Origin of the sequence: Novosphingobium sp. ES2-1 (assembly GCF_015169775.1) — a bacterium.
GTDB classification, from domain to species: domain Bacteria; phylum Pseudomonadota; class Alphaproteobacteria; order Sphingomonadales; family Sphingomonadaceae; genus Novosphingobium; species Novosphingobium subterraneum.
On the sequence record NZ_CP063445.1, the window covers coordinates 130,989 to 152,725 of the forward strand.

General features: G+C 64.3%; 24 protein-coding genes, 1 tRNA gene and 1 pseudogene. 18 read left to right on the plus strand and 8 right to left on the minus strand.

Translation table 11 applies throughout. The features are described from left to right. Positions 1 to 25 precede the first annotated feature (25 nt). The gene (locus IM701_RS00625) at positions 26 to 874 is read left to right on the plus strand and encodes an SDR family NAD(P)-dependent oxidoreductase (protein WP_193827477.1); all 849 of its coding nucleotides are present in this window, start codon (positions 26 to 28) and stop codon (positions 872 to 874) included. On the opposite strand, the gene IM701_RS00630 is transcribed toward IM701_RS00625, so the two are convergent. Next, positions 784 to 1,692 (minus strand): DMT family transporter, encoded by a 909-nt coding sequence (locus IM701_RS00630; RefSeq protein WP_039337315.1) that lies wholly within the window; start codon positions 1,690 to 1,692, stop codon positions 784 to 786. The two genes, IM701_RS00625 and IM701_RS00630, sit on opposite strands and share 91 nt — an antisense overlap. Before the next feature lie 26 nt (positions 1,693 to 1,718). Further along, positions 1,719 to 2,735, minus strand: a complete 1,017-nt coding sequence (locus IM701_RS00635; RefSeq protein WP_193827478.1) for a low specificity L-threonine aldolase — start codon at positions 2,733 to 2,735, stop codon at positions 1,719 to 1,721. Positions 2,736 to 2,798: 63 nt separating this feature from the next. On the opposite strand from IM701_RS00635, the gene IM701_RS00640 reads away from it, so the two are divergent. Further along, positions 2,799 to 3,089 (plus strand): GNAT family N-acetyltransferase, encoded by a 291-nt coding sequence (locus IM701_RS00640; RefSeq protein ID WP_039337238.1) that lies wholly within the window; start codon positions 2,799 to 2,801, stop codon positions 3,087 to 3,089. On the opposite strand, the gene IM701_RS00645 is transcribed toward IM701_RS00640, so the two are convergent. Beyond that, a complete protein-coding gene (locus tag IM701_RS00645) occupies positions 3,090 to 4,064 on the minus strand; it encodes a PAS domain-containing protein (RefSeq protein WP_039337236.1) in 975 nt (324 codons plus the stop codon). A 109-nt stretch (positions 4,065 to 4,173) separates the two neighbouring features. Next, positions 4,174 to 4,248: transfer RNA gene (locus IM701_RS00650), tRNA-Thr, on the minus strand. A gap of 151 nt (positions 4,249 to 4,399) precedes the next feature. Between IM701_RS00650 and IM701_RS00655 the strand changes: the two genes are divergently transcribed. From IM701_RS00655 to IM701_RS00695, 9 genes are all read left to right on the plus strand, one after another. Beyond that, positions 4,400 to 4,573, plus strand: coding sequence for a hypothetical protein (locus IM701_RS00655; RefSeq protein WP_193827479.1), 174 nt, complete (start codon positions 4,400 to 4,402; stop codon positions 4,571 to 4,573). A gap of 40 nt (positions 4,574 to 4,613) precedes the next feature. Further along, a complete protein-coding gene (gene gpmA / locus IM701_RS00660) occupies positions 4,614 to 5,300 on the plus strand; it encodes a 2,3-diphosphoglycerate-dependent phosphoglycerate mutase (protein ID WP_039337234.1) in 687 nt (228 codons plus the stop codon). Positions 5,301 to 5,332: 32 nt separating this feature from the next. After that, a complete protein-coding gene (gene purE / locus IM701_RS00665) occupies positions 5,333 to 5,818 on the plus strand; it encodes a 5-(carboxyamino)imidazole ribonucleotide mutase (RefSeq protein WP_062347702.1) in 486 nt (161 codons plus the stop codon). After that, positions 5,818 to 6,876, plus strand: coding sequence for a 5-(carboxyamino)imidazole ribonucleotide synthase (locus IM701_RS00670; protein ID WP_193827480.1), 1,059 nt, complete (start codon positions 5,818 to 5,820; stop codon positions 6,874 to 6,876). Before purE ends, IM701_RS00670 begins: the two co-directional genes overlap by 1 nt. Next, positions 6,873 to 7,370 (plus strand): dihydrofolate reductase, encoded by a 498-nt coding sequence (locus tag IM701_RS00675; RefSeq protein WP_039337229.1) that lies wholly within the window; start codon positions 6,873 to 6,875, stop codon positions 7,368 to 7,370. The genes IM701_RS00670 and IM701_RS00675 overlap by 4 nt, the downstream gene beginning before the upstream one ends. Next, complete coding sequence (locus tag IM701_RS00680) at positions 7,367 to 8,290, plus strand: bifunctional riboflavin kinase/FAD synthetase (RefSeq protein WP_174544578.1); 924 nt, start codon at positions 7,367 to 7,369, stop codon at positions 8,288 to 8,290. Before IM701_RS00675 ends, IM701_RS00680 begins: the two co-directional genes overlap by 4 nt. 192 nt (positions 8,291 to 8,482) lie before the next feature. After that, complete coding sequence (ileS, locus tag IM701_RS00685; protein ID WP_193827481.1) at positions 8,483 to 11,347, plus strand: isoleucine--tRNA ligase; 2,865 nt, start codon at positions 8,483 to 8,485, stop codon at positions 11,345 to 11,347. Then, positions 11,347 to 11,865 (plus strand): signal peptidase II, encoded by a 519-nt coding sequence (lspA, locus tag IM701_RS00690; protein ID WP_193827482.1) that lies wholly within the window; start codon positions 11,347 to 11,349, stop codon positions 11,863 to 11,865. Before ileS ends, lspA begins: the two co-directional genes overlap by 1 nt. Next, positions 11,865 to 12,278: a DUF3035 domain-containing protein gene (locus tag IM701_RS00695; RefSeq protein ID WP_370584341.1), complete on the plus strand. Its 414-nt coding sequence runs from the start codon at positions 11,865 to 11,867 to the stop codon at positions 12,276 to 12,278. The genes lspA and IM701_RS00695 overlap by 1 nt, the downstream gene beginning before the upstream one ends. Before the next feature lie 51 nt (positions 12,279 to 12,329). On the opposite strand, the gene ung is transcribed toward IM701_RS00695, so the two are convergent. Next, a complete protein-coding gene (ung, locus tag IM701_RS00700) occupies positions 12,330 to 13,028 on the minus strand; it encodes a uracil-DNA glycosylase (RefSeq protein WP_193827484.1) in 699 nt (232 codons plus the stop codon). 98 nt (positions 13,029 to 13,126) lie between these two features. Here ung and IM701_RS00705 point away from each other — a divergent pair, with 98 nt between their 5' ends. Then, positions 13,127 to 14,431, plus strand: coding sequence for a UDP-glucose/GDP-mannose dehydrogenase family protein (locus tag IM701_RS00705; RefSeq protein WP_193827485.1), 1,305 nt, complete (start codon positions 13,127 to 13,129; stop codon positions 14,429 to 14,431). A 4-nt stretch (positions 14,432 to 14,435) separates the two neighbouring features. Here the strand turns inward: IM701_RS00705 and IM701_RS00710 are convergent, their stop codons facing one another. The 3 genes from IM701_RS00710 to cysD are packed head-to-tail and all read right to left on the minus strand — an operon-like array spanning position 14,436 to position 17,586. Further along, positions 14,436 to 14,708, minus strand: a complete 273-nt coding sequence (locus IM701_RS00710) for a DUF2061 domain-containing protein (RefSeq protein ID WP_039337221.1) — start codon at positions 14,706 to 14,708, stop codon at positions 14,436 to 14,438. A gap of 32 nt (positions 14,709 to 14,740) precedes the next feature. Then, positions 14,741 to 16,663 carry a sulfate adenylyltransferase subunit CysN gene (gene cysN, locus IM701_RS00715; RefSeq protein ID WP_039337219.1) on the minus strand — a complete coding sequence of 641 codons (1,923 nt, stop codon included), beginning with the start codon at positions 16,661 to 16,663 and terminating at the stop codon, positions 14,741 to 14,743. Then, entirely contained in the window at positions 16,663 to 17,586 is a 924-nt protein-coding gene (gene cysD / locus IM701_RS00720) for a sulfate adenylyltransferase subunit CysD (RefSeq protein WP_230487744.1), read from the minus strand. The genes cysN and cysD overlap by 1 nt, the downstream gene beginning before the upstream one ends. Before the next feature lie 207 nt (positions 17,587 to 17,793). Here cysD and IM701_RS00725 point away from each other — a divergent pair. The 6 genes and pseudogenes from IM701_RS00725 to IM701_RS00750 form a co-directional block, all read left to right on the plus strand. Beyond that, positions 17,794 to 18,405: pseudogene (locus IM701_RS00725) on the plus strand (ribonuclease D); the annotation flags it as partial. A gap of 380 nt (positions 18,406 to 18,785) precedes the next feature. After that, entirely contained in the window at positions 18,786 to 19,694 is a 909-nt protein-coding gene (locus IM701_RS00730; RefSeq protein ID WP_193827486.1) for an SPFH domain-containing protein, read from the plus strand. A 10-nt stretch (positions 19,695 to 19,704) separates the two neighbouring features. Beyond that, complete coding sequence (locus IM701_RS00735; protein ID WP_039337216.1) at positions 19,705 to 19,923, plus strand: hypothetical protein; 219 nt, start codon at positions 19,705 to 19,707, stop codon at positions 19,921 to 19,923. Then, the gene (locus tag IM701_RS00740; protein WP_039337214.1) at positions 19,916 to 20,221 is read left to right on the plus strand and encodes a hypothetical protein; all 306 of its coding nucleotides are present in this window, start codon (positions 19,916 to 19,918) and stop codon (positions 20,219 to 20,221) included. The genes IM701_RS00735 and IM701_RS00740 overlap by 8 nt, the downstream gene beginning before the upstream one ends. 98 nt (positions 20,222 to 20,319) lie before the next feature. Then, positions 20,320 to 21,315, plus strand: a complete 996-nt coding sequence (locus tag IM701_RS00745) for a right-handed parallel beta-helix repeat-containing protein (protein WP_193827487.1) — start codon at positions 20,320 to 20,322, stop codon at positions 21,313 to 21,315. A gap of 61 nt (positions 21,316 to 21,376) precedes the next feature. Beyond that, a complete protein-coding gene (locus tag IM701_RS00750; RefSeq protein ID WP_193827488.1) occupies positions 21,377 to 21,721 on the plus strand; it encodes a hypothetical protein in 345 nt (114 codons plus the stop codon). Positions 21,722 to 21,737 lie beyond the last annotated feature (16 nt).

Here is a 21,737-nt window from a genome sequence, read left to right on the forward strand (position 1 = left end):
GGCAATCGCGGTTATCAGGCTTTTGATGGGAAACTTGCTGATCTTCGGAATGGGCTACACCGCGCAGGTGCTTGCGGCGCGGCTGCGGGCGCGGGGCTGGACGGTGCGGGGCACGGGCAGCGCAGGCGATATCGCCTTTGGTGACAAGGCCTTGATCGAGGCCACGCTGGCACGGGCAACGCACGTGCTGTCCTCCGTTCCACCCCTGCGAGAGGGCGGCGATCCGGTATTGCAGGCCTATGGCGGGGCGATTGCTGCCGCGCCGCTCGAGGCCATCGGCTACCTGTCTTCGACCGGCGTCTATGGCGATGCGGGCGGGGCTTGGGTGGACGAAAGCTCAGGTGTCGGCACTGGCAGGCGTTCGGCGCGGACGCAGGCGGACCTCGACTGGCAGGCGCTATCGCCCAAGGTGCGGGTGTACCGCCTGCCCGGCATCTACGGGCCGGGGCGCAGTGCGTTGGAGCGGGTGGCCGAGGGCAAGGCGCATCGCATTGATATTCCCGGGCAAGTGTTCAGCCGCATCCATGTCGAGGACATTGCCAGCGGCGTCATCGCGGGGTTTGCCGGGAATGCCGGCGTCTACAACCTCGCCGATGATCTGCCCTGCAGCCAGAACGCGGTGATCGAGGAGGCAGCGCGGCTGCTGGGCGTTGCGCCGCCGCCGATGCAATCGCTTGAGGAGGCGAACCTTTCGCCGATGGCTCTGGCGTTCTATGCCGAGAACCGGCGCGTGGCGAACGGCAAGGCCAAGCGGCTGCTCGGATGGAAGCCTGCCTATCCGACCTATCGCGATGGGCTGCGGGCCCTTAGCGCCAGCACGAGGCCGAGCATCGCCAGTGCCGAGCCAGCAAGCGCCAGAACCGACCAGCGATAGCCTTCGAACGCGGTGGAAAGCAGCATCGCGACGACCGGCACCAGCACGCCGTTGTAGGCCCCGCGCCCTGCGCCGAGGCGCTGAAGCAGGCGGAAATAGAGCGGGAAGGTGACAACTGAGCCGATCAGACCAAGGTACAGCACGCCAAAGATGTAGCCGGGACGCATGTCGAACTGCGGCGGACCCTCGACGGCCCACGCGAAAGCTCCGTCCATGGCCGCGCCGAACAGCATTGCCCAGGCCAGCATGGGGATCATCGGCGTGCCGCGGGCCATGGGGCTGGCCTGCAACACGTTGGCGGACGAAGCGCTGAACAGCGCGGCGGTGGTGAGGGCAATGCCGGTCAGGACTTGTCCCTCGGGCGGGGCCATGCGGTATTCGTGCAGCAGCAGCAGGGCGATGCCCGCCCCCGCCACCGCCGATCCGACGAGGAAGCCGCGCGTCACCGGCTGCTTGAGCACGATCCAAGCAAGCAGCGAATTGGGCACAATCAGCAACGCGAAAAACACCGCGACGATGCCCGAGGTGAGGTGATGTTCAGCGCGGTACACGAATTGGAAGTTCATGACGAACTGAAGCAGGCCCAGCAGCGCTGCGACTTTCAGCGTGCTGTCCGAAACGCGCAAGGATTCGCGCCGGACCAGCGCAAGCGCCGCCATGCCGATGGCGGCTGCGGTAAAGCGCCAGGTCACCGACCAGCTTGGCGGCACGCTGCCGATCTGGTCCTTGATCACCAGCCAGGTCGAACCCCAGATCAACGCGACGAGGAAGAACGGCCCGGCAACGTCCCATTGCCAGAACTTCGCCTGTCCGGGCAATTCGTGTCCCGCTTGTCCCGTCTCGGTCACAGCGCGGAGATGGCGCGGGCAAGCGCGGAGGCGTGGGCCGGGTCGGTGTTCCAGGCGGTGACAAGGCGCGCGGCGCCCGGGGCACCTTCGGGTGCCGTCCAGTCGTAGAAGTCGAAGCCCTGCGCGCGCAGTGTCGCTTGCTCGGCCGGCGAAAGTACCACGAAGATCTCGTTCGCTTCGACGGCATGGAACACGCGCGATCCGCAGGCCTGCGCGATTTCCTGCGCGGCGGCATTGGCGGCGCGCGCATTGTCGAGCCACAGGTCATTTTCGATCATGGCGAGGACCTGCGCGGCAAGGTAGCGACCCTTCGATTGCAGGTGCCCGGCGCGCTTGCGGCGGTAACGGACAACATCGGCCAGTTCCATGTCGAAGAATACCAGCGCCTCGGCGTTCATGCCGCCATTCTTGACGCAGCCGAAGGTCAGCACGTCGACGCCGGCCTGCGCAGTGACTTCGGCCGGGTGGCAGCCCAGATGCGCAACGGCATTGGAAAAGCGCGCCCCGTCCATGTGCAGGCCAAGGCCGCGCCCTTGCGCCAGCGAGCCGATGCGGGCGACTTCCTCTGGCGTATAGACGCGGCCATATTCGGTGGCCTGCGTGATCGATATGGCGTGCGGCTGGACCTGGTGTACGTCGTTGCGGATGGGGTCGATCACGCGCTCGATCGCCTGCGAGGTCAGCTTCGCGCCTTCGCCCTCGGCCAGCATCAGCTTGGCACCGTGGGTATAGAAGCCGGGCGCGCCGCCTTCGTCCATCTCGATATGCGCCTCGCGGTGGCAGACCACGCCGCCGTGGGCTGGCACCATCGCGGCGAGCGCCAGGCAGTTGGCCGCTGTGCCGGTGGCGACCCACAGCGCGGTGCATTCGGTGCCGAAAAGCTCGGAGAAAGCCTCGTCCATGCGCTGCGAGAGGGCATCGCCGTCATAGCCCGAATCGGGCGCATCGGCGGCACGCATGGCATCCCAGACCGCGGGGTGGACAGCGGCGGTGTTGTCGGAGAGAAATTTCATCGGAAACCGCAATGTCGGGAGCGGCGTTTCGGGTCAAGCAGTCACAAAAGGACAGGAAGCACAATGGCCGACGTCAGCATCACTCATCTCGATCAGGGCGCGCGCGGGGAATACCACGCCAAGGTCGAAGGCAGCGACGCAATCGGGCGGCTGACGTATCAGCGGAACGGTGACGTGGTGGTGGCCGACCATACTCTGGTGCCCACCGAAATCGGCGGTCGCGGGGTGGCGGGCGAACTGGTCAAGGCGCTGGTGAAAGACGCGCGGCAGTTCGGCTTCAGGATCGTGCCACAGTGCAGCTATGTGGAAGCGGCGTTTCGCCGCCATCCGGAGTGGGCCGACCTCAGGGCCTGATCAGGCTATCCTCGGCAGGGACAGCATGGCGGCTAGGCCGCTGTCCTGCCACTCGATGCTGAACGTGCCTCCGCGGGCGGCGCAGATCCGCTCGATCAGGGTCAGCCCCTGTCCGCCCGAGCGTGATCTGGCGACCACAGGGCGATCGGACTGTTCCTGCCAGACGATAACGTGGCGCGTCTCCAGTCCCTCGCCTTCCGTGCGCGCGTCAAGCGCGATGCTGCCACCGTGCCCGATGGCACCGTGCTTGGTGGAATTGACGGTCAACTCCCCCACGACCAGCGAGATCACGTCGGCCTCCCGCCGATCAACCTCCTGGCTGGCGGCGCAATCAAGCTCGACCCGCGTGCCCTGTGCCGTGCGAAAGGGGAGAATCAGCGTGGAGAGCAGATCATGCAGGTCGGATTGGTCGGTCTCGCCGTCAAACAGGGTCTGTGCGGTGGCAAGGGCCGAGATCCGCGCGACCATGTCGCTGGCAAACTCCGTGTGGGTCTCGTTTCCGCGAGCAACCGTGCGCAACATGGCGCAGACCATGGCGAAGCTGTTCTTCAGCCTGTGGCGCATTTCCGACAGCAGGATCTTCAGCGCCTCGCGATCGGCATGCAGCTGGCTGACGTCGCGGGAGATGGAGATGTAGCCGGCGTGTTCGCCATCAGGGGCGCGAACCGCGGAAAGGCTGACTTCCCACCAGCGAGGCGTGCCCTTGGCGGTGGGGCAGAACGCCTCGAGGCGCACGACGCCGCCTGCGCTGGCGTCGGCCAGGGCAGAACGGATCACCGGGCGGGCATCCTCCGGCCAGAGTGCCGCCCACTCCTGACCGCTAAGTAAGTCGAAGTCCTCGATTTCCATCGCGCAAAGGCCGTTGGGATTCATCCACAACAAGTTGCCCTGCGGATCGACCAGCTTTACGCAATCGGTGCTCTGTTCAAGGACGTGGGACAGGCTTTCAGGAGAGAGTTCTGCTCTAGACAGCATCCGGGAGCCCCCACGCGCGTTCAATACAGCATAAAGCCGCAGCGCTACGGCAGGTTCCATATATCAAAAGTAAGTTTTTGCGGCAGACCATGCTGTGTCTGCGGGGAAATGGTGCTGCTGGGGAGGATTGAACTCCCGACCTCAGCCTTACCAAGGATGCGCTCTACCACTGAGCTACAGCAGCACACCATTTCCGCTTGGCCACTTCCCACCGGCGAACCGGCGGGGTGGGCAGGGGCGCGCTAATGACGGGGGCATGACCCTTTGTCAAGCGACGTTCCGGCGCAATGCCTTCAAGTCTTGCAGTTGGTCGGCGATACCGGCAATCGGGTGCCATGAACGATGCAAAAACCCCGATGACGCGCGAAGAGCGGCTGGCGGCGCGGCTGCGCGAGAACCTCAAGCGCCGCAAGGCACAGGCACGTGCCATGGGATCTGCCAGCGAATCCGAGTCCGAATCGCCCGATTCGCCGGAAACCGGGCTTTCCAATTCGGCCGCCCGACGCTAGGGGCGCGGTTCCTTCTTAAAGTCAGTTACAGGATGCCCTGATGCCCCGCCTGATCCTGATTCGCCACGGCCAGTCGCAGTGGAACCTCGAGAACCGCTTCACCGGCTGGTGGGACGTCGACGTGACCGAGAAGGGTGCGGCCGAAGCCTTCGCCGCAGGCAAGCTGCTCAAGGACAAGGGCGTGCTGCCGACGCTGGCCTTCACGTCGCTGCAGACCCGCGCGATCAAGACGCTGCATCTGGCGCTTGAGGCTGCCGGCCGTCTGTGGGTGCAGGAAGACAAGGACTGGCGCCTGAACGAGCGGCACTATGGCGGCCTGACCGGGCTCGACAAGGCCGAGACCGCGGCCAAGCATGGCGACGATCAGGTCAAGGTCTGGCGCCGCAGCTTTGACGTGCCGCCGCCGGTGCTCGAAGCAGGCAGCGAATTCGATCTGTCGTCCGACCCGCGCTATGCCGGGATCGCGGTGCCTTCGACCGAAAGCCTCAAGGATACCATCGCGCGCGTGCTGCCGTGCTGGGAAGAAAAGATCGCGCCTGCGCTGCGTGCCGGTGAGACGGTTATCGTCTCGGCCCACGGCAATTCCTTGCGCGCGCTGGTCAAGCACCTGTCCGGCATTTCGGACGAGGACATCACCGGCCTCGAGATTCCGACCGGCCAGCCGATCGTCTATGAACTCGACGACAACCTTGCCGAGATCGAACGCTATTACCTCTCGGAGCGCTGAGCGCTTCGGCAAGCCTGAAGGGGGCAGGGGACATGACTGACAAGCCTTTGGTCGCCATCGTCATGGGCAGCCAGTCCGACTGGGAGACGATGAAGAACGCCTCTGCCGTGCTGGAAAAGCTCGGCGTGGCACATGAATGCCGCATCGTTTCGGCGCACCGCACGCCCGATCGGCTGGTGAGCTTTGCCAAGGGCGCGCATGCCGAAGGCTTCAAGGTGGTGATCGCCGGCGCTGGTGGTGCGGCGCACCTTCCGGGCATGGTCGCTTCGATGACCCATCTGCCGGTGCTGGGCGTGCCGGTCGAATCCAAGGCGCTGAAAGGCATGGATTCGCTGCTGTCGATCGTGCAGATGCCGGGCGGCATTCCGGTCGGGACGCTGGCCATCGGCGTGCCGGGCGCGACCAATGCGGGCATTTTTGCAGCGTCGATCCTGGCGACGTCTGACGCGGCGCTGGCCGAGCGGCTGATTGCCTTCCGCACCGCGCAGACCGATTCGGTGGCGGAGAAGCCAGTCTGATGATCCCCCCCGGCGAGACGATCGGCATCCTCGGTGGCGGCCAACTGGGCCGGATGATTGCGCTGGCGGCGGCGAACCTGGGGTATCGCTGCCACGTCTATGCGCCGGAAGCGGATTCGATTGCCGCCGATGTCTGCGCCGCATTCACGCAAGGCGAGTACGACGACGAGCCGGCGCTGGCGGCATTCGCTGCACAATGCGCGGTCGTGACCTACGAGTTCGAGAACGTGGCGGCAACGCCTCTGGCGGCAGTGACGGCCCATGCGCCGCTCCATCCTCCGGCCAGGGCGCTGGAAGTGGCGCAGGACCGCGTGAACGAGAAGTCGTTCGTCGAAGCACTCGGCGGGCGGCCTGCTCCCTGGGCCAAGGTCGATTCGATGGAGGACCTGCGCGCCGCGGTGGCCAGTATCGGCGCGCCGGGGATCCTCAAGACACGGCGCGATGGCTATGACGGCAAGGGCCAGTGGCGGATCATGCAGGCTTCTGATGCCGAGGCCGTTGAACTGCCCGGCAAGCCGTTGATCTACGAAGGCTTCGTGACCTTCGACGCTGAGTTCTCGGTGATCCTCGTGCGCACGGAAGCGGGCGAAGTGCGCTTCTGGGACAGCGCCGAGAACGTGCACAAGGGCGGCATTCTGGATCGCTCCACCGTACCTGCATCGCCGGTCATCCTGGCGCAAGTGGAAGAGGCGCGGGCGCTGGCGGCGAAGGTGGCCGATGCGCTGGGCTATGTCGGCGTGCTGACGCTGGAGTTCTTTGCGACGGCTGACGGCCCGGTGTTCAACGAGATGGCGCCGCGCGTGCACAATTCGGGGCACTGGACCATCGAAGGCGCGCTCACCAGCCAGTTCGAGAACCACGTGCGCGCGATCTGCGGGCTGCCGCTGGGCTCGACCGCGCTGGCGGCCAAGGGCGTGGTCATGGACAACCTGATCGGCGATGATGCGCACGATTGGCCCGCGATCCTGTCCGACCCTGCCAACCACCTGCACCTTTACGGCAAGGCGGCGGTGCGGCCGGGGCGCAAGATGGGCCACGTGACGCGGCTGGTGCTGTGAGCGCAATCAGGGCTGGGCTGTTCCTGATCTATGCCCGCGCCGACAACGGCGTGATCGGCAAGGACAATGGCCTGCCGTGGCGCCTGCCCGCCGATCTCAAGCGGTTCAAGGCGCTGACCCTTGGCAAGCCGATGATCATGGGGCGCAAGACCTTCGAGAGCCTGCCAGGGTTGCTGCCGGGACGTCGCCACATCGTGCTGACGCGCGATGCCGGTTGGAACGCCGAAGGTGCCGAAGTGGCGACGAGCGTGGAGCAGGCTCTGACGCTGGCGGGTGAGGGCGAGGTTGCCGTCGTCGGCGGGGCGGAGATCTACCGCCTGTTCATGCCCCTTGCCGAACGGGTGGAATTGACGGAAGTACGTGGGCTGTTCGAGGGTGATACCGTGATGGAGCCGCTCGGACAGGAGTGGACAGAGGTATCGCGCGAAGTGCATCCGGCGCAGGCTGAGAGACCCGCTTTCGATTTCGTCACGTACGCCAGGGCGGACGCATGATTCGTCTCGACAGTCTGCAGCCGGTTCCGGAAGCGATGCGTGGCGGGATTGTCGCGCTGGGCAATTTCGACGGGTTTCATCTTGGCCACCAGGCGGTGGTGGGTGAGGCGATCCGTTGGGCCAAGGCGGAAGGGCGTCCGGCGATCGTAGCGACGTTCGATCCGCATCCGGTGCGGCACTTCAAGCCCGATGCCGAGCCGTTCCGCCTTACTACGTTGGATCAGCGGCAGGAGCTGTTCGCGGCCGCTGGTGCCGATGCCATGCTGGTGATCCACTTCGGCGCGGACGTTGCCGGGATGACCGCGCTCGAATGGATCGAGGCGGGGCTGGTCGGGCATCTTGGCGCGGTCGGCGTGGTGACGGGCGAGGACTTCACCTTCGGCAAGGGCCGCAGCGGCAATGCGCAAGTGCTGCGCGAAGAGGGGCCGCGCTTTGGCCTGACGGCGCGCGCGGTGGGGCCGGTCACGCTGGAGGGCGAGGTCGTCTCATCGAGCCGCATCCGCGAGGCGCTGAAATCGGGCGACTGCGAGACGGCGACGAAGCTGCTGACGCGGCCATTCGCGATCCGCGGCATGGTGCAGCATGGTGACAAGCTGGGGCGGACGATCAACTTCCCCACCGCGAACCTCGACATCGGCATGTATCTGCGCCCGCGTTACGGCATCTATGCGGTTACGGGGCGCCTGCCTGACGGGTGCGTGCTCAAAGGCGCGGCGAACCTTGGAATCCGCCCGACGTTCGATCCGCCCAAGGAGCTGCTCGAGCCGCACTTCTTCGATTTCTCGGGCGATCTCTACGGGCAGGAAATCGAGGTGGCGTTCCACCACTTCCTGCGACCCGAGGCGAAGTTCGAGGGGCTCGATGCGCTGGTGGCGCAGATGGGGCGGGATTGCGACGAAGCGCGGCGGTTGCTGGCGTAGCGGCCCGCTGCTCGTCACCCTGTCATCCCTAACTTGTTTCAGGATCCATGTTGCCGATCAAACTGCTGTTCGTGTGGAGAGATGGACCCTGAAACGAGTTCAGGGTGACGATGTGCTTGCTTTGAAGGCTTGTTGCCGCTTGCCAGCGCCCCACTTCCCCAATGTGCGCAATTGCTCTAGTGCGCAGCCGTCATGACTGAACCACGCGACTTCCGACCGACCGTCTTCCTGCCGAAGACCGATTTCCCGATGAAGGCTGGCCTCCCCCAGAAGGAGCCGGTCATTCTTTCGCGCTGGCAGGACGAGGGGATTTACCGGAAGCTGCGCGAGGCGCGCAAAGGCCGCGAGAAGTTCATTCTCCATGACGGCCCGCCCTATGCCAATGGCGACATGCACATTGGCCATGCGCTGAACCATATCCTCAAGGACATGGTCTGCCGCACCCAGTCGCTGCTGGGCAAGGACGCGCCCTATGTGCCCGGCTGGGACTGCCACGGCCTGCCCATCGAGTGGAAGGTCGAGGAAGAGTACCGCAAGAAGAAGAAGAACAAGGACGAGGTTCCGCCGAAGGAATTCCGCGCCGAATGCCGCGCCTATGCCCAGAAGTGGGTCGACGTGCAGCGCGAGCAGCTGAAGCGCCTTGGCATCAATGGCGATTGGGACAACCCCTACCTGACGATGGACAGCCAGGCTGAGGGCACCATCGTGCGCGAACTGCTGAAGTTTGCCGAAAGCGGCCAGCTCTATCGCGGGGCCAAGCCGGTGATGTGGTCTCCGGTCGAAAAGACCGCCCTGGCCGAGGCCGAGGTGGAGTACGAGGATATCGTCTCGACCCAGATCGATGTGGCGTTCGAGATTGTTGAGTCGCCGATCCCCGAACTGGTCGGCGCTTATGCGGTGATCTGGACGACGACGCCGTGGACGATTCCGGTGAACCAGGCTTTGGCTTATGGGCCGGAGGTTGAGTATGCATTGGTGCCATATGGCGGACGCAAGCTGATTGTCGCTAATTCGCTTCTTGAAGCCATGATGGAGCGAAGCGCCGAGGCTTATTCGAACAATAACTCGAGCTTCGTGGGTTCGTTCGAGCAAAATCATCCCCGAAAACTGTTCAAAGGATCCGACCTCGCTGGCACCATCGTCCGCCATCCGATGCACGCGCTGGGCGGGTTCTTCGCCAAGCCGCGCCCGATGCTCCCCGGCGATTTCGTCACGACCGACAGCGGCACCGGCCTTGTCCACATGGCGCCCGATCATGGCGAGGACGACTTTGCGCTGTGCAAGGCGCATGGGATCGAGCCGGTCTTTGCGGTGCAGGGCGATGGCAAGTATCGCGAGGACTGGGCCTGGCTCGGCGGGCAGGGCTCGGTCATCAACCCCAAGTTCAATGCGCCCGACGGGCCGATCTGTGAGGCCCTGCGCGAGGCGGGCGGGTTGCTCGCGGCGAGTGCCGATTACAAGCATTCCTATCCGCATTCGTGGCGTTCGAAGGCCAAGGTGATCTATCGCTGCACGCCGCAGTGGTTCGTGCCGATGGATCGGGCGATTGCCCCCAGTCCCGCTCAGGCTGAGCTTGTCGAAGCCCCGGGCGAGGCCCTTCGACAGGCTCAGGGCGAGCGGACCTTGAGGGAGATCGCGCTCAAGGCCATCGCCGACACCCGCTTCGTCCCCGAAAAGGGCCGCAATCGCATCGGCGCGATGGTTGAAGGGCGTCCGGACTGGGTGCTTTCGCGCCAGCGGGCGTGGGGGGTGCCGATCACGCTGTTCGTGGATCGCAAGACCGGGCAGTATCTCAACGATCCCGAAGTGAACGCGCGCATCGTCGCGGCGGTCATGGCCGAGGGCGTGGATGCTTGGGATGAGGAGCGGGCGCAGGAGTACTTGGGCGACAAGTACAAGCTCGAGGACTACGAGCGCGTCACCGACATTCTCGACGTGTGGTTCGATTCCGGCTCCACCCATGCCTTCGTGCTGGAATCGGGGCGCTGGCCCGATCTGCAGTGGCCTGCGAACCTCTATCTCGAAGGGTCGGACCAGCATCGCGGCTGGTTCCAGTCCTCGCTGTTGGAATCCTGCGCTACGCGCGGGCGGGCGCCCTATGATGCGGTGCTGACGCACGGGTTTACCATGGACCAGAAGGGCATGAAGATGTCCAAGTCCCTGGGCAACACGATCAGCCCGATCGACCTGATGCGCGATTACGGCGCGGATATCCTGCGGCTCTGGGCGCTCTCGGTCGATTTCACCGAGGACCACCGCATCGGCAAGGAAATCCTCCAGGGCGTTGCCGACCAGTACCGCAAGCTGCGCAACACCTATCGCTACCTGCTGGGCGCGCTGGACGGTTTCAGCGAGGCCGAGCGGCTGCCGGTGGTGGAGATGCCCGAGCTGGAGCAGTACATGCTCGGCCTGCTCGGCAAGCTCGATGCCACGCTGAAGCAGGCTGTCGAGGACTTCGACTACAACACCTATGTCCGCGCGCTGACCGATTTCTGCAACGAGGACCTTTCGGCCTTCTTCTTCGATATCCGCAAGGATTGCCTCTACTGCGACGCACCTTCGGACCCGAAGCGCCGCGCCTATCGCACCGTGCTCGACACGCTGTTCCACGCGCTGGTCCGCTATGGCGCGCCGGTGCTGGTGTTCACAGCGGAAGAGGTTTGGGCCTCGCGCTATCCGGGCAGCGACAGCGTGCATCTGCTGGAATGGCCTGAGGTTCCTGCCGTTTCGGTGGACGATGCGCGCTGGAGCGAACTTCGCGCGCTGCGCCAGACGGTGAACGAGGCGATCGAACCGCTGCGCCGGGAAAAGGTGCTGGGCTCGGGCCTCGAAGCGGTTGTGACCGTGCCGGAAGGCGCGCCGGAGGCTGATCTGGCAGAGCTGTTCATCACCGCGACAGTCAATCGCGGGCAGGGCAGTGATGTGATTGTCACCCGTTCCACCGACCACAAGTGCGGCCGTTGCTGGCGCCTGCTTCCGGAAGTCACGGAAGACGGAGCGCTGTGCGATCGTTGCGACGAGGTCGTGACGGCCATTGACGCAGGTGCAGCGGCCTGATGCTGACCCGTCCGCGCATCGAGGGCCTGGGCCTGGCGCTGCTGGTTGCTGTGGTCGACCGGATCGTCAAGGCGGTCATGGTGGGCCCGCTGATGCTGCGCGATCTGGGGGTAATAGACCTGCTGCCGCTCTTCGACCTGCGCTATGCCGAGAACTATGGCGTTTCGTTCGGCATGTTCACGGCAACGTCGATGGAGATGCGGTACGGTCTGATCATCGTGACGGCACTGATTGCGCTGGGCGTGACGGTGTGGATGCTGCGCGAGACCTTGCGCGGTGACATTCTTGCGCTTGGGCTCGTGCTGGGCGGGGCGCTGGGCAATATCTATGACCGGCTGACCTTGGGCTATGTGATCGACTATGCCGACCTGCACATCGGCGAATGGCGGCCTTTCGCGATCTTCAATCTGGCCGACGTGGCGATCACGTTCGGTGTCCTGATACTGCTTGCCCGCTCGTTCAAATCGCGCGAAAAGCCAAACGATAGCGGCGACCAAACCGCCACGGAGAATGCATGATGCGTAAAGCTGCCGCCCTTGCTCTTGTCGTCTCGGGGGCGACCCTGCTCTCGGCCTGCGGTGGCGGCGGTTCGCTGTTCAACCGTGACCGTCCTGACGAAATGGCCGTGACGCGCGCCGCGCCGCTGGTCGTGCCGCCCGATTTCGCGCTGACCCCGCCGAGCCCCGGCGCGCCGCGTCCGCAGGATTCGGAAACCGGCAAGCAGGCGCTGGAAACCCTGTTCGGCGGTCCTTCGGCACGTTCCAGCGTGGAGACCGACGCGCTCAACCGTGCGGGTACCGCAGCAGCCTCGATCCGTTCGACCGTGGGCGATCCGGCAACGCAGACCGTGGCCAAGGGCCAGGTCGTGCGCGACATCCTTGCCGCGCCGGAAGGTGACGGTCAGGCAGCGTCTGCTTCGATTCCGGGCTGAGCTTCGGCCCGATCCCGATGTGAAAGCCCCGCTGCGGCGGGGCTTTTTGCGTCAGAACAGGGTTTCCTGGAGGCGCCAGTCTATCGCGCCGCGCCCATGGGCCTGAAGGAAGGCATTGGCCTGGCTGAAGGGTTTCGAGCCGAAGAAGCCCTTGTAGGCCGAAAGCGGGCTGGGGTGCTGGGCCTTGAGCACGAGATGCGGGCCGCTCCGCAGCGCGGCGATGCGCGCTGCCTTCTTCTGCGCATGGCTGCCCCACAGCATGAAGACGGTGGGCTCGGGCCGCGAGGCGACGGCTTCGACTGCGGCATCGGTGAGCAGTTCCCAGCCCTTGCCCTGATGCGAGCCAGCGTTTGCTGCCTCGACTGTCAGCGCATTGTTGAGCAGGAGCACGCCTTGCTGCGCCCAGCGCGTGAGATTGCCGTGGCCTGCGCGCGGGATGCCAAGGTCGGCTTCGAGTTCCTTGTAGATGTTCACGAGGCTTGGCGGAATCTTGACGCCACGCCGGACGGAGAAAGCCAGACCGTGCGCCTGTCCCGGACTGTGGTAGGGGTCCTGCCCGAGGATGACCACGCGCACCTGATCGAGCGGCGTCAGCTCCAGCGCGGCGAGGCGCGCATCGCGCGGTGGATAGATCTCCTTGCCGATGCGTTCTTCGGCGTCGAGGAAAGCGTCGAGGTCGCGCAAGGGTGGGGATTGCAGGACCGGTTCGAGGCTCGGCAGCCAGCTTTCGGGCAGGGAAATGCTAGTCATGTTCCGGCAAGGTTAGACGGTTAGGAGGCGCGCCCGCAAGCAGGGTTCCGGGATGGGCCAGTGCTTGCTAACAGCGCAGGGCTGTACGGAGTGCTTTGATGAAGATCGCAATGGTTGGCTCGGGCTATGTCGGGCTGGTTTCGGGAGCCTGCTTTGCCGATTTCGGCCACGACGTGGTCTGCATCGACAAGGACGAGAGCAAGATCGAGCGACTGCGCTCCGGCGTCATGCCGATCTACGAACCGGGCTTGGCCGAACTGGTCGCCGCCAACGTCAAGGCCGGGCGCCTGTCGTTCTCGACTGATCTTGCCAGTTCCATCGAAGATGCTGCTGCGATCTTCATTGCAGTCGGCACGCCCTCGCGCCGGGGCGACGGGCACGCCGACCTGACCTATGTCTATACCGTGGCCCAGGAGCTGGCGGAAAACATCAGGACGCCGACCGTTGTCGTAACCAAGTCGACCGTGCCGGTGGGCACCGGCGACGAGGTGGAGCGGATCATTCGCGAGAGCGGAACCGATGTGAAATTCGCCGTGGTATCCAATCCGGAATTCCTGCGTGAAGGCGCCGCCATCGGCGATTTCAAGCGGCCCGACCGTATCGTCATCGGTGCCGAGGAGGAATGGGCGCGTGGCGTGATGCGTGAGGTCTATCGCCCGCTGTTTCTCAACCGCGCGCCGATCCTGTTTACTTCGCGCCGCAGCAGCGAGCTGATCAAGTACGCCGCCAATGCCTTTCTTGCCACCAAGATCACCTTCATCAACGAGATGGCAGACCTGTGCGAAAAGGTCGGCGGCGATGTGCAGGACGTGGCGCGGGGTATCGGCCTCGACAATCGCATCGGGTCGAAATTCCTGCATGCGGGGCCGGGCTATGGCGGGTCGTGCTTCCCCAAGGACACTCTGGCGCTGCTCAAGACCGCGGAGGATTACAACAGCCCGGTGCGGTTGGTCGAAGCAGTGGTCAAGGTGAACGACAGCCGCAAGCGCGCAATGGGTCGCAAGGTGATCGAGGCGCTGGGCGGCGACGCCCGCGGCAAGCGCGTGGCGCTGCTGGGCCTGACGTTCAAGCCGAACACCGACGACATGCGCGATGCACCCTCGATCGCGATCGTGCAGACGTTGCTGGATGCGGGGGCCGAAGTTGTGGCCTACGATCCGGAAGGCATGGACGCCGCAGCAGAGATCCTGCCTGAGGTGACCATGGCGGCATCTACATATGCAGCCGTTGCAGGGGCCGACGCGGTTGCCCTTGTCACCGAATGGGATGCGTTCCGCGCGCTGGATTTTGCGCGGGTGAAGAGCCTTATGAACGCGCCGGTGCTGGTGGATCTGCGCAATGTCTATGACCCGACCGAGGCGCGTGCTGCAGGCTTTGCCTACAGCAGCATCGGCCGGGTCTGAGGGGTCAGACCAAGCCTGCTTCGGCGCTGATTGCAGCGTCCTCCTCTTCCACCGGGGGACGCTGAGTGCCCCAGTGGATCGAACTCCACACGCGCTCGTGGAAGTAATAGAGTCCAATCTTGGTAATCACCTCGGTGCCGGCAATGGCCCCGGCAGCCTTCATGCTGCCGGTGAACAGCCAGCCGAGCAAAAACGTATCGATACTGCCCAAGGTACGCCAGCTGATCGCCTTGACGATCGAACGGGCGTGCGCCTCGTGTCCATGAAACAGAATCATTGGCGGTTTCCCTCCCGGCCAGAGACGATTGCTTAAATGGTCGGGGCCCACCCGAGAAGCGCATTCACGATGCGTTCGGCGGCATCTTCGGGCGACTCGGCGGTCGTATCCACGCGGAAGTCGGGAGCCTCAGGCGCTTCGTAGGGGCTGTCGATCCCGGTGAAGTTCTTGAGCTGGCCGGAACGCGCCTTCTTGTAGAGGCCCTTCACGTCACGGGCTTCTGCCACTTCGAGTGGCGTGTCGACGAAGATTTCGACGAACTCGCCGTCGGCCATCAGACTGCGGACCATTTCGCGCTCGGCCCGGAACGGGCTGATGAAAGCGGTGAGCACGATCAGGCCGGCGTCGGTCATCAGGCGGGCGACTTCGCCGACGCGACGGATGTTCTCGATGCGGTCGGCCTCGGTGAAGCCCAGGTCCTTGTTCAGCCCGTGGCGCACGTTGTCGCCATCGAGCAGGAAGGTGTGCTTGCCGAGCGCGTGCAGGCGCTTTTCGACCATGTTGGCGATGGTGGATTTGCCGGAACCGGAAAGGCCGGTGAACCACAGCACCTTGGGGCTCTGGTTCTTGAGCGTGGCGTGGGCCTCGCGGCTCACGTCCAATGCCTGCCAGTGCACGTTCTGGGCCCGGCGCAGGCTGAAGTTGAGCATGCCGGCAGCGACGGTGGCATTGCTCATCTTGTCTATCAGCACGAAGCCGCCGAGCGTGCGGCCATCGTTGTAGGCCTCGAAAACGATCGGCTTGTCGGTGGCGATCTCGGCCACGCCAATTGCGTTGAGCTCGAGCGTCTTGGCCGCAAGATGCTCCATCGTGTTGACGTTCACGACGTATTTCGGCTGCTGCACCGTGACCGAGACGGTCTGCGTGGCGAGCTTGAGCCAGTAGGCGCGACCCGGCAGCATGGCTTCGTCGTTGAGCCAGACGAGCGTCGCTTCGAACTGGTCGGCGGCCTGAGGCGGATTGTCGGCAAGGCTGATCACGTCGCCGCGCGAGCAGTCGACCTCGTCGGCCAGGCACAGTGTGACCGACTGGCCTGCAACGCCCTGTTCGAGGTCCCCATCCAGCGTGACGACGCGCGTGACCTTGCTGGTCTTGCCGGACGGAAGGACGCGGATTTCATCGCCCGGCCTGACCGAACCAGTGGCGATCAAGCCGGAGAAGCCGCGGAAATCGAGGTTGGGGCGGTTGACCCACTGCACCGGCATGCGGAAGGGCTTGTCGGCATCGACCGAGGAAAGAACTTCCACGGTTTCAAGGTGATCGACCAGCGTGGGGCCCTGATACCAGGGCGTATTGGCCGAGCGCGTCGTGATGTTGTCGCCCTTGAAGCCGGAGATCGGCATCGCGGTGAAGCTCTCGATCCCGATGGACTTGGCGAATTCCGCATATTCTTTGACGATGGCGTCGAACACTTGCTGGTCGTAGTCAACCAGATCCATCTTGTTCACGGCCAGAACGATATTGCGGATGCCGATCAGGTGGCACAGGTAGGAATGGCGGCGCGTCTGCACCAGCACGCCCTTGCGCGCATCGATCAGGATCACGGCAAGGTCGGCGGTGGATGCGCCGGTGATCATGTTGCGGGTGTACTGTTCATGGCCGGGGCAATCGGCGACGATGAACTTGCGCTTCTCGGTGTTGAAGAAGCGATAGGCAACGTCGATGGTGATGCCCTGCTCGCGCTCGGCAGCGAGACCGTCGACGAGCAGCGCGAAGTCGATTTCCTGACCTTGCGTGCCGACCTTCTTCGAATCGTTCTCGAGTGCGGCCAGCTGGTCCTCGAAGATCATCTTCGAATCATAGAGCAGGCGCCCGATAAGGGTGGACTTGCCATCGTCCACCGACCCGCAGGTGATGAAGCGCAGCATGGTCTTGTGCTGATGCTGGTCCAGATAGGCGTTGATGTCCTCGGCGATGAGGGCGTCGGTCTGATAGATAACGTCCTGCGTGCTCATCAGAAATACCCCTGCTGCTTCTTCACTTCCATGCCGGCGCCACCGGCATCCTTGTCGATCACGCGACCCTGACGTTCGCTGGTGGTGGTGAGCAGGGTTTCCTGGATCACTTCAGGCAGCGTCTTGGCGGTGCTCTCCACCGCGCCGGTCAGCGGGAAGCAGCCAAGGGTGCGGAAGCGGACCGACTTCATGGTGATTTCGGGGCGATAGCCCAGCACCTTTTCCAGACGCGGAATGTCGTCGGCCATGAACAGCTGGCCCTCCCACTCATAAGTCGGACGCTCGTCGGCAAAGTAGAGCGGGACGATCGGCACGTCGTTGAGGTGGATGTACTGCCAGATATCAAGCTCGGTCCAGTTCGAGATCGGGAACACGCGAATGCTCTCGCCCTTGTTCTTGCGGGCGTTGTAGAGGTTCCATAATTCGGGGCGCTGGTTTTTCGGGTCCCAGCCGTGGCTGGCAGTACGGAAGGAGAAGATGCGCTCCTTGGCGCGGCTCTTTTCCTCGTCACGCCGTGCGCCGCCGAAGGCCGCGTCAAAGCCGTACTTGTCGAGCGCCTGCTTCAACCCTTCCGTCTTCCACATGTCGGTGTGGAGCGCGCCGTGATCGAACGGATTGATGCCCTTCTCGGCAGCTTCGGGATTCTGGTAGATGAGCAGTTCCATGCCGCTCTCGACCGCCATCTTGTTGCGCAGGGCATACATGTCCTGGAACTTCCAGGTGGTATCGACATGCAGCAGCGGGAACGGCGGCGGCGAGGGATAGAACGCCTTGCGGGCAAGGTGCAGCATGACCGCGCTGTCCTTGCCGACGGAGTAGAGCATGACGGGATTGGTCGCCTCGGCGACGACCTCGCGCATGATGTGGATCGCCTCGGATTCAAGGCGTTCTAGATGGGTCAGGGTCTTGGCGTCCAGTGCCACGGCTCTCGCTCCGTAATTGCGTGAGCGTTCCTTGCGCGATTCACCGCGTGTGGTGCGCTCCCATCTGGGAGCATGGCCGCAATACAATACTTTCATGCCGCAAACGCCAACTTGGCGGTCGTGACGGGCCACGTCTTTTCCTCCTTGCACTTGTCTGGGCGGGACTGAAAGCTTGCGGGTCCTTGCCCAACGCCCTAAGCGACAGGAATGGCCGTTTATTTCCATGAAGAAGACCTCCCCGAAGGCGTGCTTGCGCCGGGTGCCGTCGCCGTCGATACCGAGACGATGGGGTTGATCACACCGCGTGATCGCCTTTGCGTCGTGCAGATTTCGGACGGGCAGGGCGACGAACACCTCGTCCGCTTCTCACCGGGCAGCAGCTATGCGGCGCCCAATCTGAAGGCTGTCCTGGCCGATCCTTCGCGGGTCAAGCTGTACCACTTCGCCCGCTTCGACCTTGCCGCGATCGAGCATTACCTCGGCGTGGTCGCGGCGCCCGTGTTCTGCACCAAGATCGCCTCGAAGCTGGTCCGGACTTATACCGATCGCCACGGGCTCAAGGACCTGGTGCGCGAACTGCTCGGAAAGGAAATCTCCAAGCAGCAGCAGTCGAGCGACTGGGGTGGGCCGGTGCTGTCCGATGCGCAGCAGGAATACGCCGCATCCGACGTGCGCCACCTCCATGCCATGCACGCGATCCTCGTCGAGCGTCTGGAGCGCGAGGGCCGCACCGCGATGGCGCAGGCCTGCTTCGATTTCCTGCCGATGCGGGCCCGGCTCGACCTTGCCGGTTGGGCAGAGCGTGACATCTTCAGCCACGCGGACATGTCAAAGCTCCCTAGTCGAGCAATTGCTACGATCGGGAATGCCGAAGCCTGCGAGGCCAAAGTCCGAAAGGAGGGGGAAGAGACCCGGACCCGCATGGCATCGGCATTACCCGATGCGGTCCGACATCACGAAGCGAACTGCCAGTATGGCCAGAACGCCGCGCCAGAGGGGCCCGGTCCGCTCCGCTAATGTGGAGTGATTCGGTCCGGATTGCAAGGGGGGTGTTTAAACCGACCCACCCCCAACCCCTCCTGCCTGCGGGAGGGGTTGGGAGTGGGCAAGCAACGCTACGCCCCTCAGGAATCCGAAACCATTTGCACCTGAATCCGAATCTGATATTAATGTGATATCAGATTTAAGGGGAATCTCCGATGTCCGAGTCGAAGACGCATTCCGCCAGCACCGAAACCGGGGCCTGGTCGATCAGCGGCTATCTCATGTTGATCCTCATGGTCGTGCTGGTGATCCTCACCACTGCACGGGTCCTCGGGTTTGCCAGCGGCAATCCGTCGGAAGATGCCGTGCCGGGCTTCATTGCCACGATTGCCGCGCTGCCGGTCGCCATCGTGTTCATGGCCTCGGGCTTCTACATGATCCAGCCCAATCAGGCCGCCGCGATCAACCTGTTCGGTTCCTATCGTGGCACGGACCGCAACCACGGGCTGCGCTGGGTCTGGCCGTGGATGACCAAGACCAAGATCTCGGTACGCGCCAACAACGTCGTCTCGGAAAAGCTCAAGGTCAACGACCTGCGCGGCAATCCGATCGAGATTGCCGCAAACGTCGTCTGGCGCGTATCCGATACTGCGCAGGCCCTGTTCGACGTCGATGACTACAAGGCCTTCGTCTTCGTCCAGATCGAAAGCGCGGTGCGCTCGATCGGCTCGCGCTACCCGTATGACGATATCGAGCACCACGAAGTCACGCTGCGAGGCCACCACGATCAGATCAACGCCGAACTGCGCACCGAACTCAACGCGCGACTGGTGCTTGCAGGCATCACGGTTGACGAATGCGGTCTTACCCACCTTGCCTATGCACCTGAAATTGCAGGAGCCATGCTTCGTCGCCAGCAGGCCGAAGCGGTAATCTCGGCGCGCAAGAAGCTGGTCGAAGGCGCAGTCTCGATGGTCGAAATGGCGCTGACCCAGCTTTCGGAAAAGAACGTGGTCGAGCTGGACGACGAACGCCGCGCAGCGATGGTCTCGAACCTGATGGTCGTGCTCTGTGGCGAGCGCGATACCCAGCCGGTCGTCAACACCGGCACGCTCTACCAGTAAGGCGTTCGGGATGGCGCCGAGTCCAAAGAAGGCCTTTCCGTTGCGCATCGATCCGGCGCTCTTCGCCGCGATCGAGCGCACGGCCTCGGCCGACTTGCGCTCGGCCAATGCCCAGATCGAAGTGCTGCTGCGCGAGGCCCTGACCCGGCGCGGCGTGAAGCTCGCCGCGGCCGAGCCGGTCAAGCGCGGGCGGCCGCCGAAAATCGACACGGAGAACAGCGATGGTTGATGCCCGCTACACCACCCGGCCGCCTAAGTCCCAACCGCCCGCCACCGACGACGGCGCATGGTTCGCGCCCAAGCGCTTTGGCTATGGCGCGGGCTTGCCGCTGCGTTGGCAGGGCTGGGCCCTGATCGGTGGCTATATCGCTCTGCTGCCGCTGGTGAAGCTGCTGGATGACAGTGGCGACGGCCGATTGCGCACGCTGGGCTTCGCACTTTTCATCGTCGCCACGGCAATCGTGTTCTCGGTCTCCGCCAGGCGCACGCGCGGCGGTTGGAAGTGGCGCTGGGGCAGGAAGGATTGATCCTGTAACTTCGGGCAGGTCCCCGGTTCCTGCGGGAACGCAAGGGCCTGTCAATCATTCCGCGCTACCCCGGCATTCGAAATCGCCGGGGAACAGATATGCGCATGATGAACCCGTTCGCCTCCAGAGAGCGCCGCCACCGTGGCCAGCGCCTTGCCGTCTTCCTCCTCGGGATCGCGGTGATTGCAACGATTCCGGCCACCGCGCTGCTCGCACAGGGCCAGCGCTCGCCATACACGGTGGTCGAGACCGGCCGCAGCTATGCCGCGCTCCAGCAGGCGGTGAACGCCATCGGCGAAGGCACCGGCACGATCCGCATCGAACCCGGCGTCTATCGCGATTGCGCGGTGCAGCAGGCGGGCGACATCGGCTTCGTCGCGCAAGTGCCGGGGCAGACGGTGTTCGACGGCGCGGCATGCGAGGGCAAGGCGGTCATCGTCGCGCGCGGACGCTCGACCACGGTCGAAGGCCTGATCTTCCAGAACATCCGCGTGCCCGATGCCAATGGCTCGGGCATCCGGCTGGAACGCGGCAACCTCACCGTGCGCCAGTCATGGTTCCGCGACAGCGAGCAGGGCATCCTCTCCGCCGACGACCCCGCCGGCGCGGTTCTCATTGAGAAATCAACCTTTTCGCGTCTTGGCCGGTGCGATCGCGGCCTTTCCTGCGCCCACTCGGTCTATTTCGGCGATTACGGCAGCGTCACCATCCGCCGCAGCCGCTTCGAAGCGGGGCGCGGCGGGCATTACGTCAAGAGCCGCGCGGGTCGGGTGGAGGTCACCCAGTCCAGTTTTGACGATACAGCAGGAAAAACAACGAACTATATGATCGACCTGCCCGCTGGGGCAACCGGTCGCATTGCCGACAATGTCTTCGTCCAGGGACTCGACAAGGAAAACTACAGCGCCTTCATCGCCATCGCCGCCGAGGGCAAGGCACACCCTGCGACCGGCCTCGCCATTGTTGGAAATGATGCGCGGTTCGCGCCGGGGGTCAGTCGTTCGTCGGCCTTCGTCGCGGACTGGTCGGGCGACAAGCTGGCGCTCGGGGCGAACACCCTGGGCTCGGGCCTCAGCCGCTTCGAGTCCCGCTAGAGTCGCGCCGAGTTGGGGCGGAGTTGCCCCTCTGCCTTCGAGAGTCTAGGGTGAGTTGGAAATGCAGAGTCCGGCCCTCCTGAGGCTGGGCGGACGGCTCTGGGCGATCCTTCTCGCCCTCACTGTCCTGACCCACGCGCTTGTCCCCTTCGAGGCACCCGTGACCGTGCGTCACGGCTCGGCCTTCAGTGCGGCAACGGTGGACATGGCGGTGGCACCGCGCAAAGCCGCGCAGATTCAACGCGCTGTCGTGCCGATGGCGCCCCCGCCGCCGGTCGTCCTTGCGCCAAGGCTTGCGCCTGTGCCGCTCGTCCAGCACGAAGGCTTCTGGCCCCCGCAAACCGCGCCGCCTGCACCACAGCCGCTCGCGCTGCTGCCAGCACCCAGGGCACCGCCACTTTCCTGACCTGAGCCCCGCGCCC

Excerpts from the sequence above, each read along its gene's own strand:
- IM701_RS00625 (WP_193827477.1), top strand. The coding sequence starts at position 26 with ATGGGAAACTTGCTGATCTTCGGAATGGGCTACACCGCGCAGGTGCTT.
- IM701_RS00635 (WP_193827478.1), bottom strand. The coding sequence starts at position 2,735 with ATGAAATTTCTCTCCGACAACACCGCCGCTGTCCACCCCGCGGTCTGG.
- IM701_RS00640 (WP_039337238.1), top strand. The coding sequence starts at position 2,799 with ATGGCCGACGTCAGCATCACTCATCTCGATCAGGGCGCGCGCGGGGAA.
- IM701_RS00645 (WP_039337236.1), bottom strand. The coding sequence starts at position 4,064 with ATGCTGTCTAGAGCAGAACTCTCTCCTGAAAGCCTGTCCCACGTCCTT.
- IM701_RS00655 (WP_193827479.1), top strand. The coding sequence starts at position 4,400 with ATGAACGATGCAAAAACCCCGATGACGCGCGAAGAGCGGCTGGCGGCG.
- gpmA (WP_039337234.1), top strand. The coding sequence starts at position 4,614 with ATGCCCCGCCTGATCCTGATTCGCCACGGCCAGTCGCAGTGGAACCTC.
- purE (WP_062347702.1), top strand. The coding sequence starts at position 5,333 with ATGACTGACAAGCCTTTGGTCGCCATCGTCATGGGCAGCCAGTCCGAC.
- IM701_RS00670 (WP_193827480.1), top strand. The coding sequence starts at position 5,818 with ATGATCCCCCCCGGCGAGACGATCGGCATCCTCGGTGGCGGCCAACTG.
- IM701_RS00680 (WP_174544578.1), top strand. The coding sequence starts at position 7,367 with ATGATTCGTCTCGACAGTCTGCAGCCGGTTCCGGAAGCGATGCGTGGC.
- ileS (WP_193827481.1), top strand. The coding sequence starts at position 8,483 with ATGACTGAACCACGCGACTTCCGACCGACCGTCTTCCTGCCGAAGACC.
- lspA (WP_193827482.1), top strand. The coding sequence starts at position 11,347 with ATGCTGACCCGTCCGCGCATCGAGGGCCTGGGCCTGGCGCTGCTGGTT.
- IM701_RS00695 (WP_370584341.1), top strand. The coding sequence starts at position 11,865 with ATGCGTAAAGCTGCCGCCCTTGCTCTTGTCGTCTCGGGGGCGACCCTG.
- ung (WP_193827484.1), bottom strand. The coding sequence starts at position 13,028 with ATGACTAGCATTTCCCTGCCCGAAAGCTGGCTGCCGAGCCTCGAACCG.
- IM701_RS00705 (WP_193827485.1), top strand. The coding sequence starts at position 13,127 with ATGAAGATCGCAATGGTTGGCTCGGGCTATGTCGGGCTGGTTTCGGGA.
- IM701_RS00710 (WP_039337221.1), bottom strand. The coding sequence starts at position 14,708 with ATGATTCTGTTTCATGGACACGAGGCGCACGCCCGTTCGATCGTCAAG.
- cysN (WP_039337219.1), bottom strand. The coding sequence starts at position 16,663 with ATGAGCACGCAGGACGTTATCTATCAGACCGACGCCCTCATCGCCGAG.
- IM701_RS00730 (WP_193827486.1), top strand. The coding sequence starts at position 18,786 with ATGTCCGAGTCGAAGACGCATTCCGCCAGCACCGAAACCGGGGCCTGG.
- IM701_RS00735 (WP_039337216.1), top strand. The coding sequence starts at position 19,705 with ATGGCGCCGAGTCCAAAGAAGGCCTTTCCGTTGCGCATCGATCCGGCG.
- IM701_RS00740 (WP_039337214.1), top strand. The coding sequence starts at position 19,916 with ATGGTTGATGCCCGCTACACCACCCGGCCGCCTAAGTCCCAACCGCCC.
- IM701_RS00745 (WP_193827487.1), top strand. The coding sequence starts at position 20,320 with ATGCGCATGATGAACCCGTTCGCCTCCAGAGAGCGCCGCCACCGTGGC.
- IM701_RS00750 (WP_193827488.1), top strand. The coding sequence starts at position 21,377 with ATGCAGAGTCCGGCCCTCCTGAGGCTGGGCGGACGGCTCTGGGCGATC.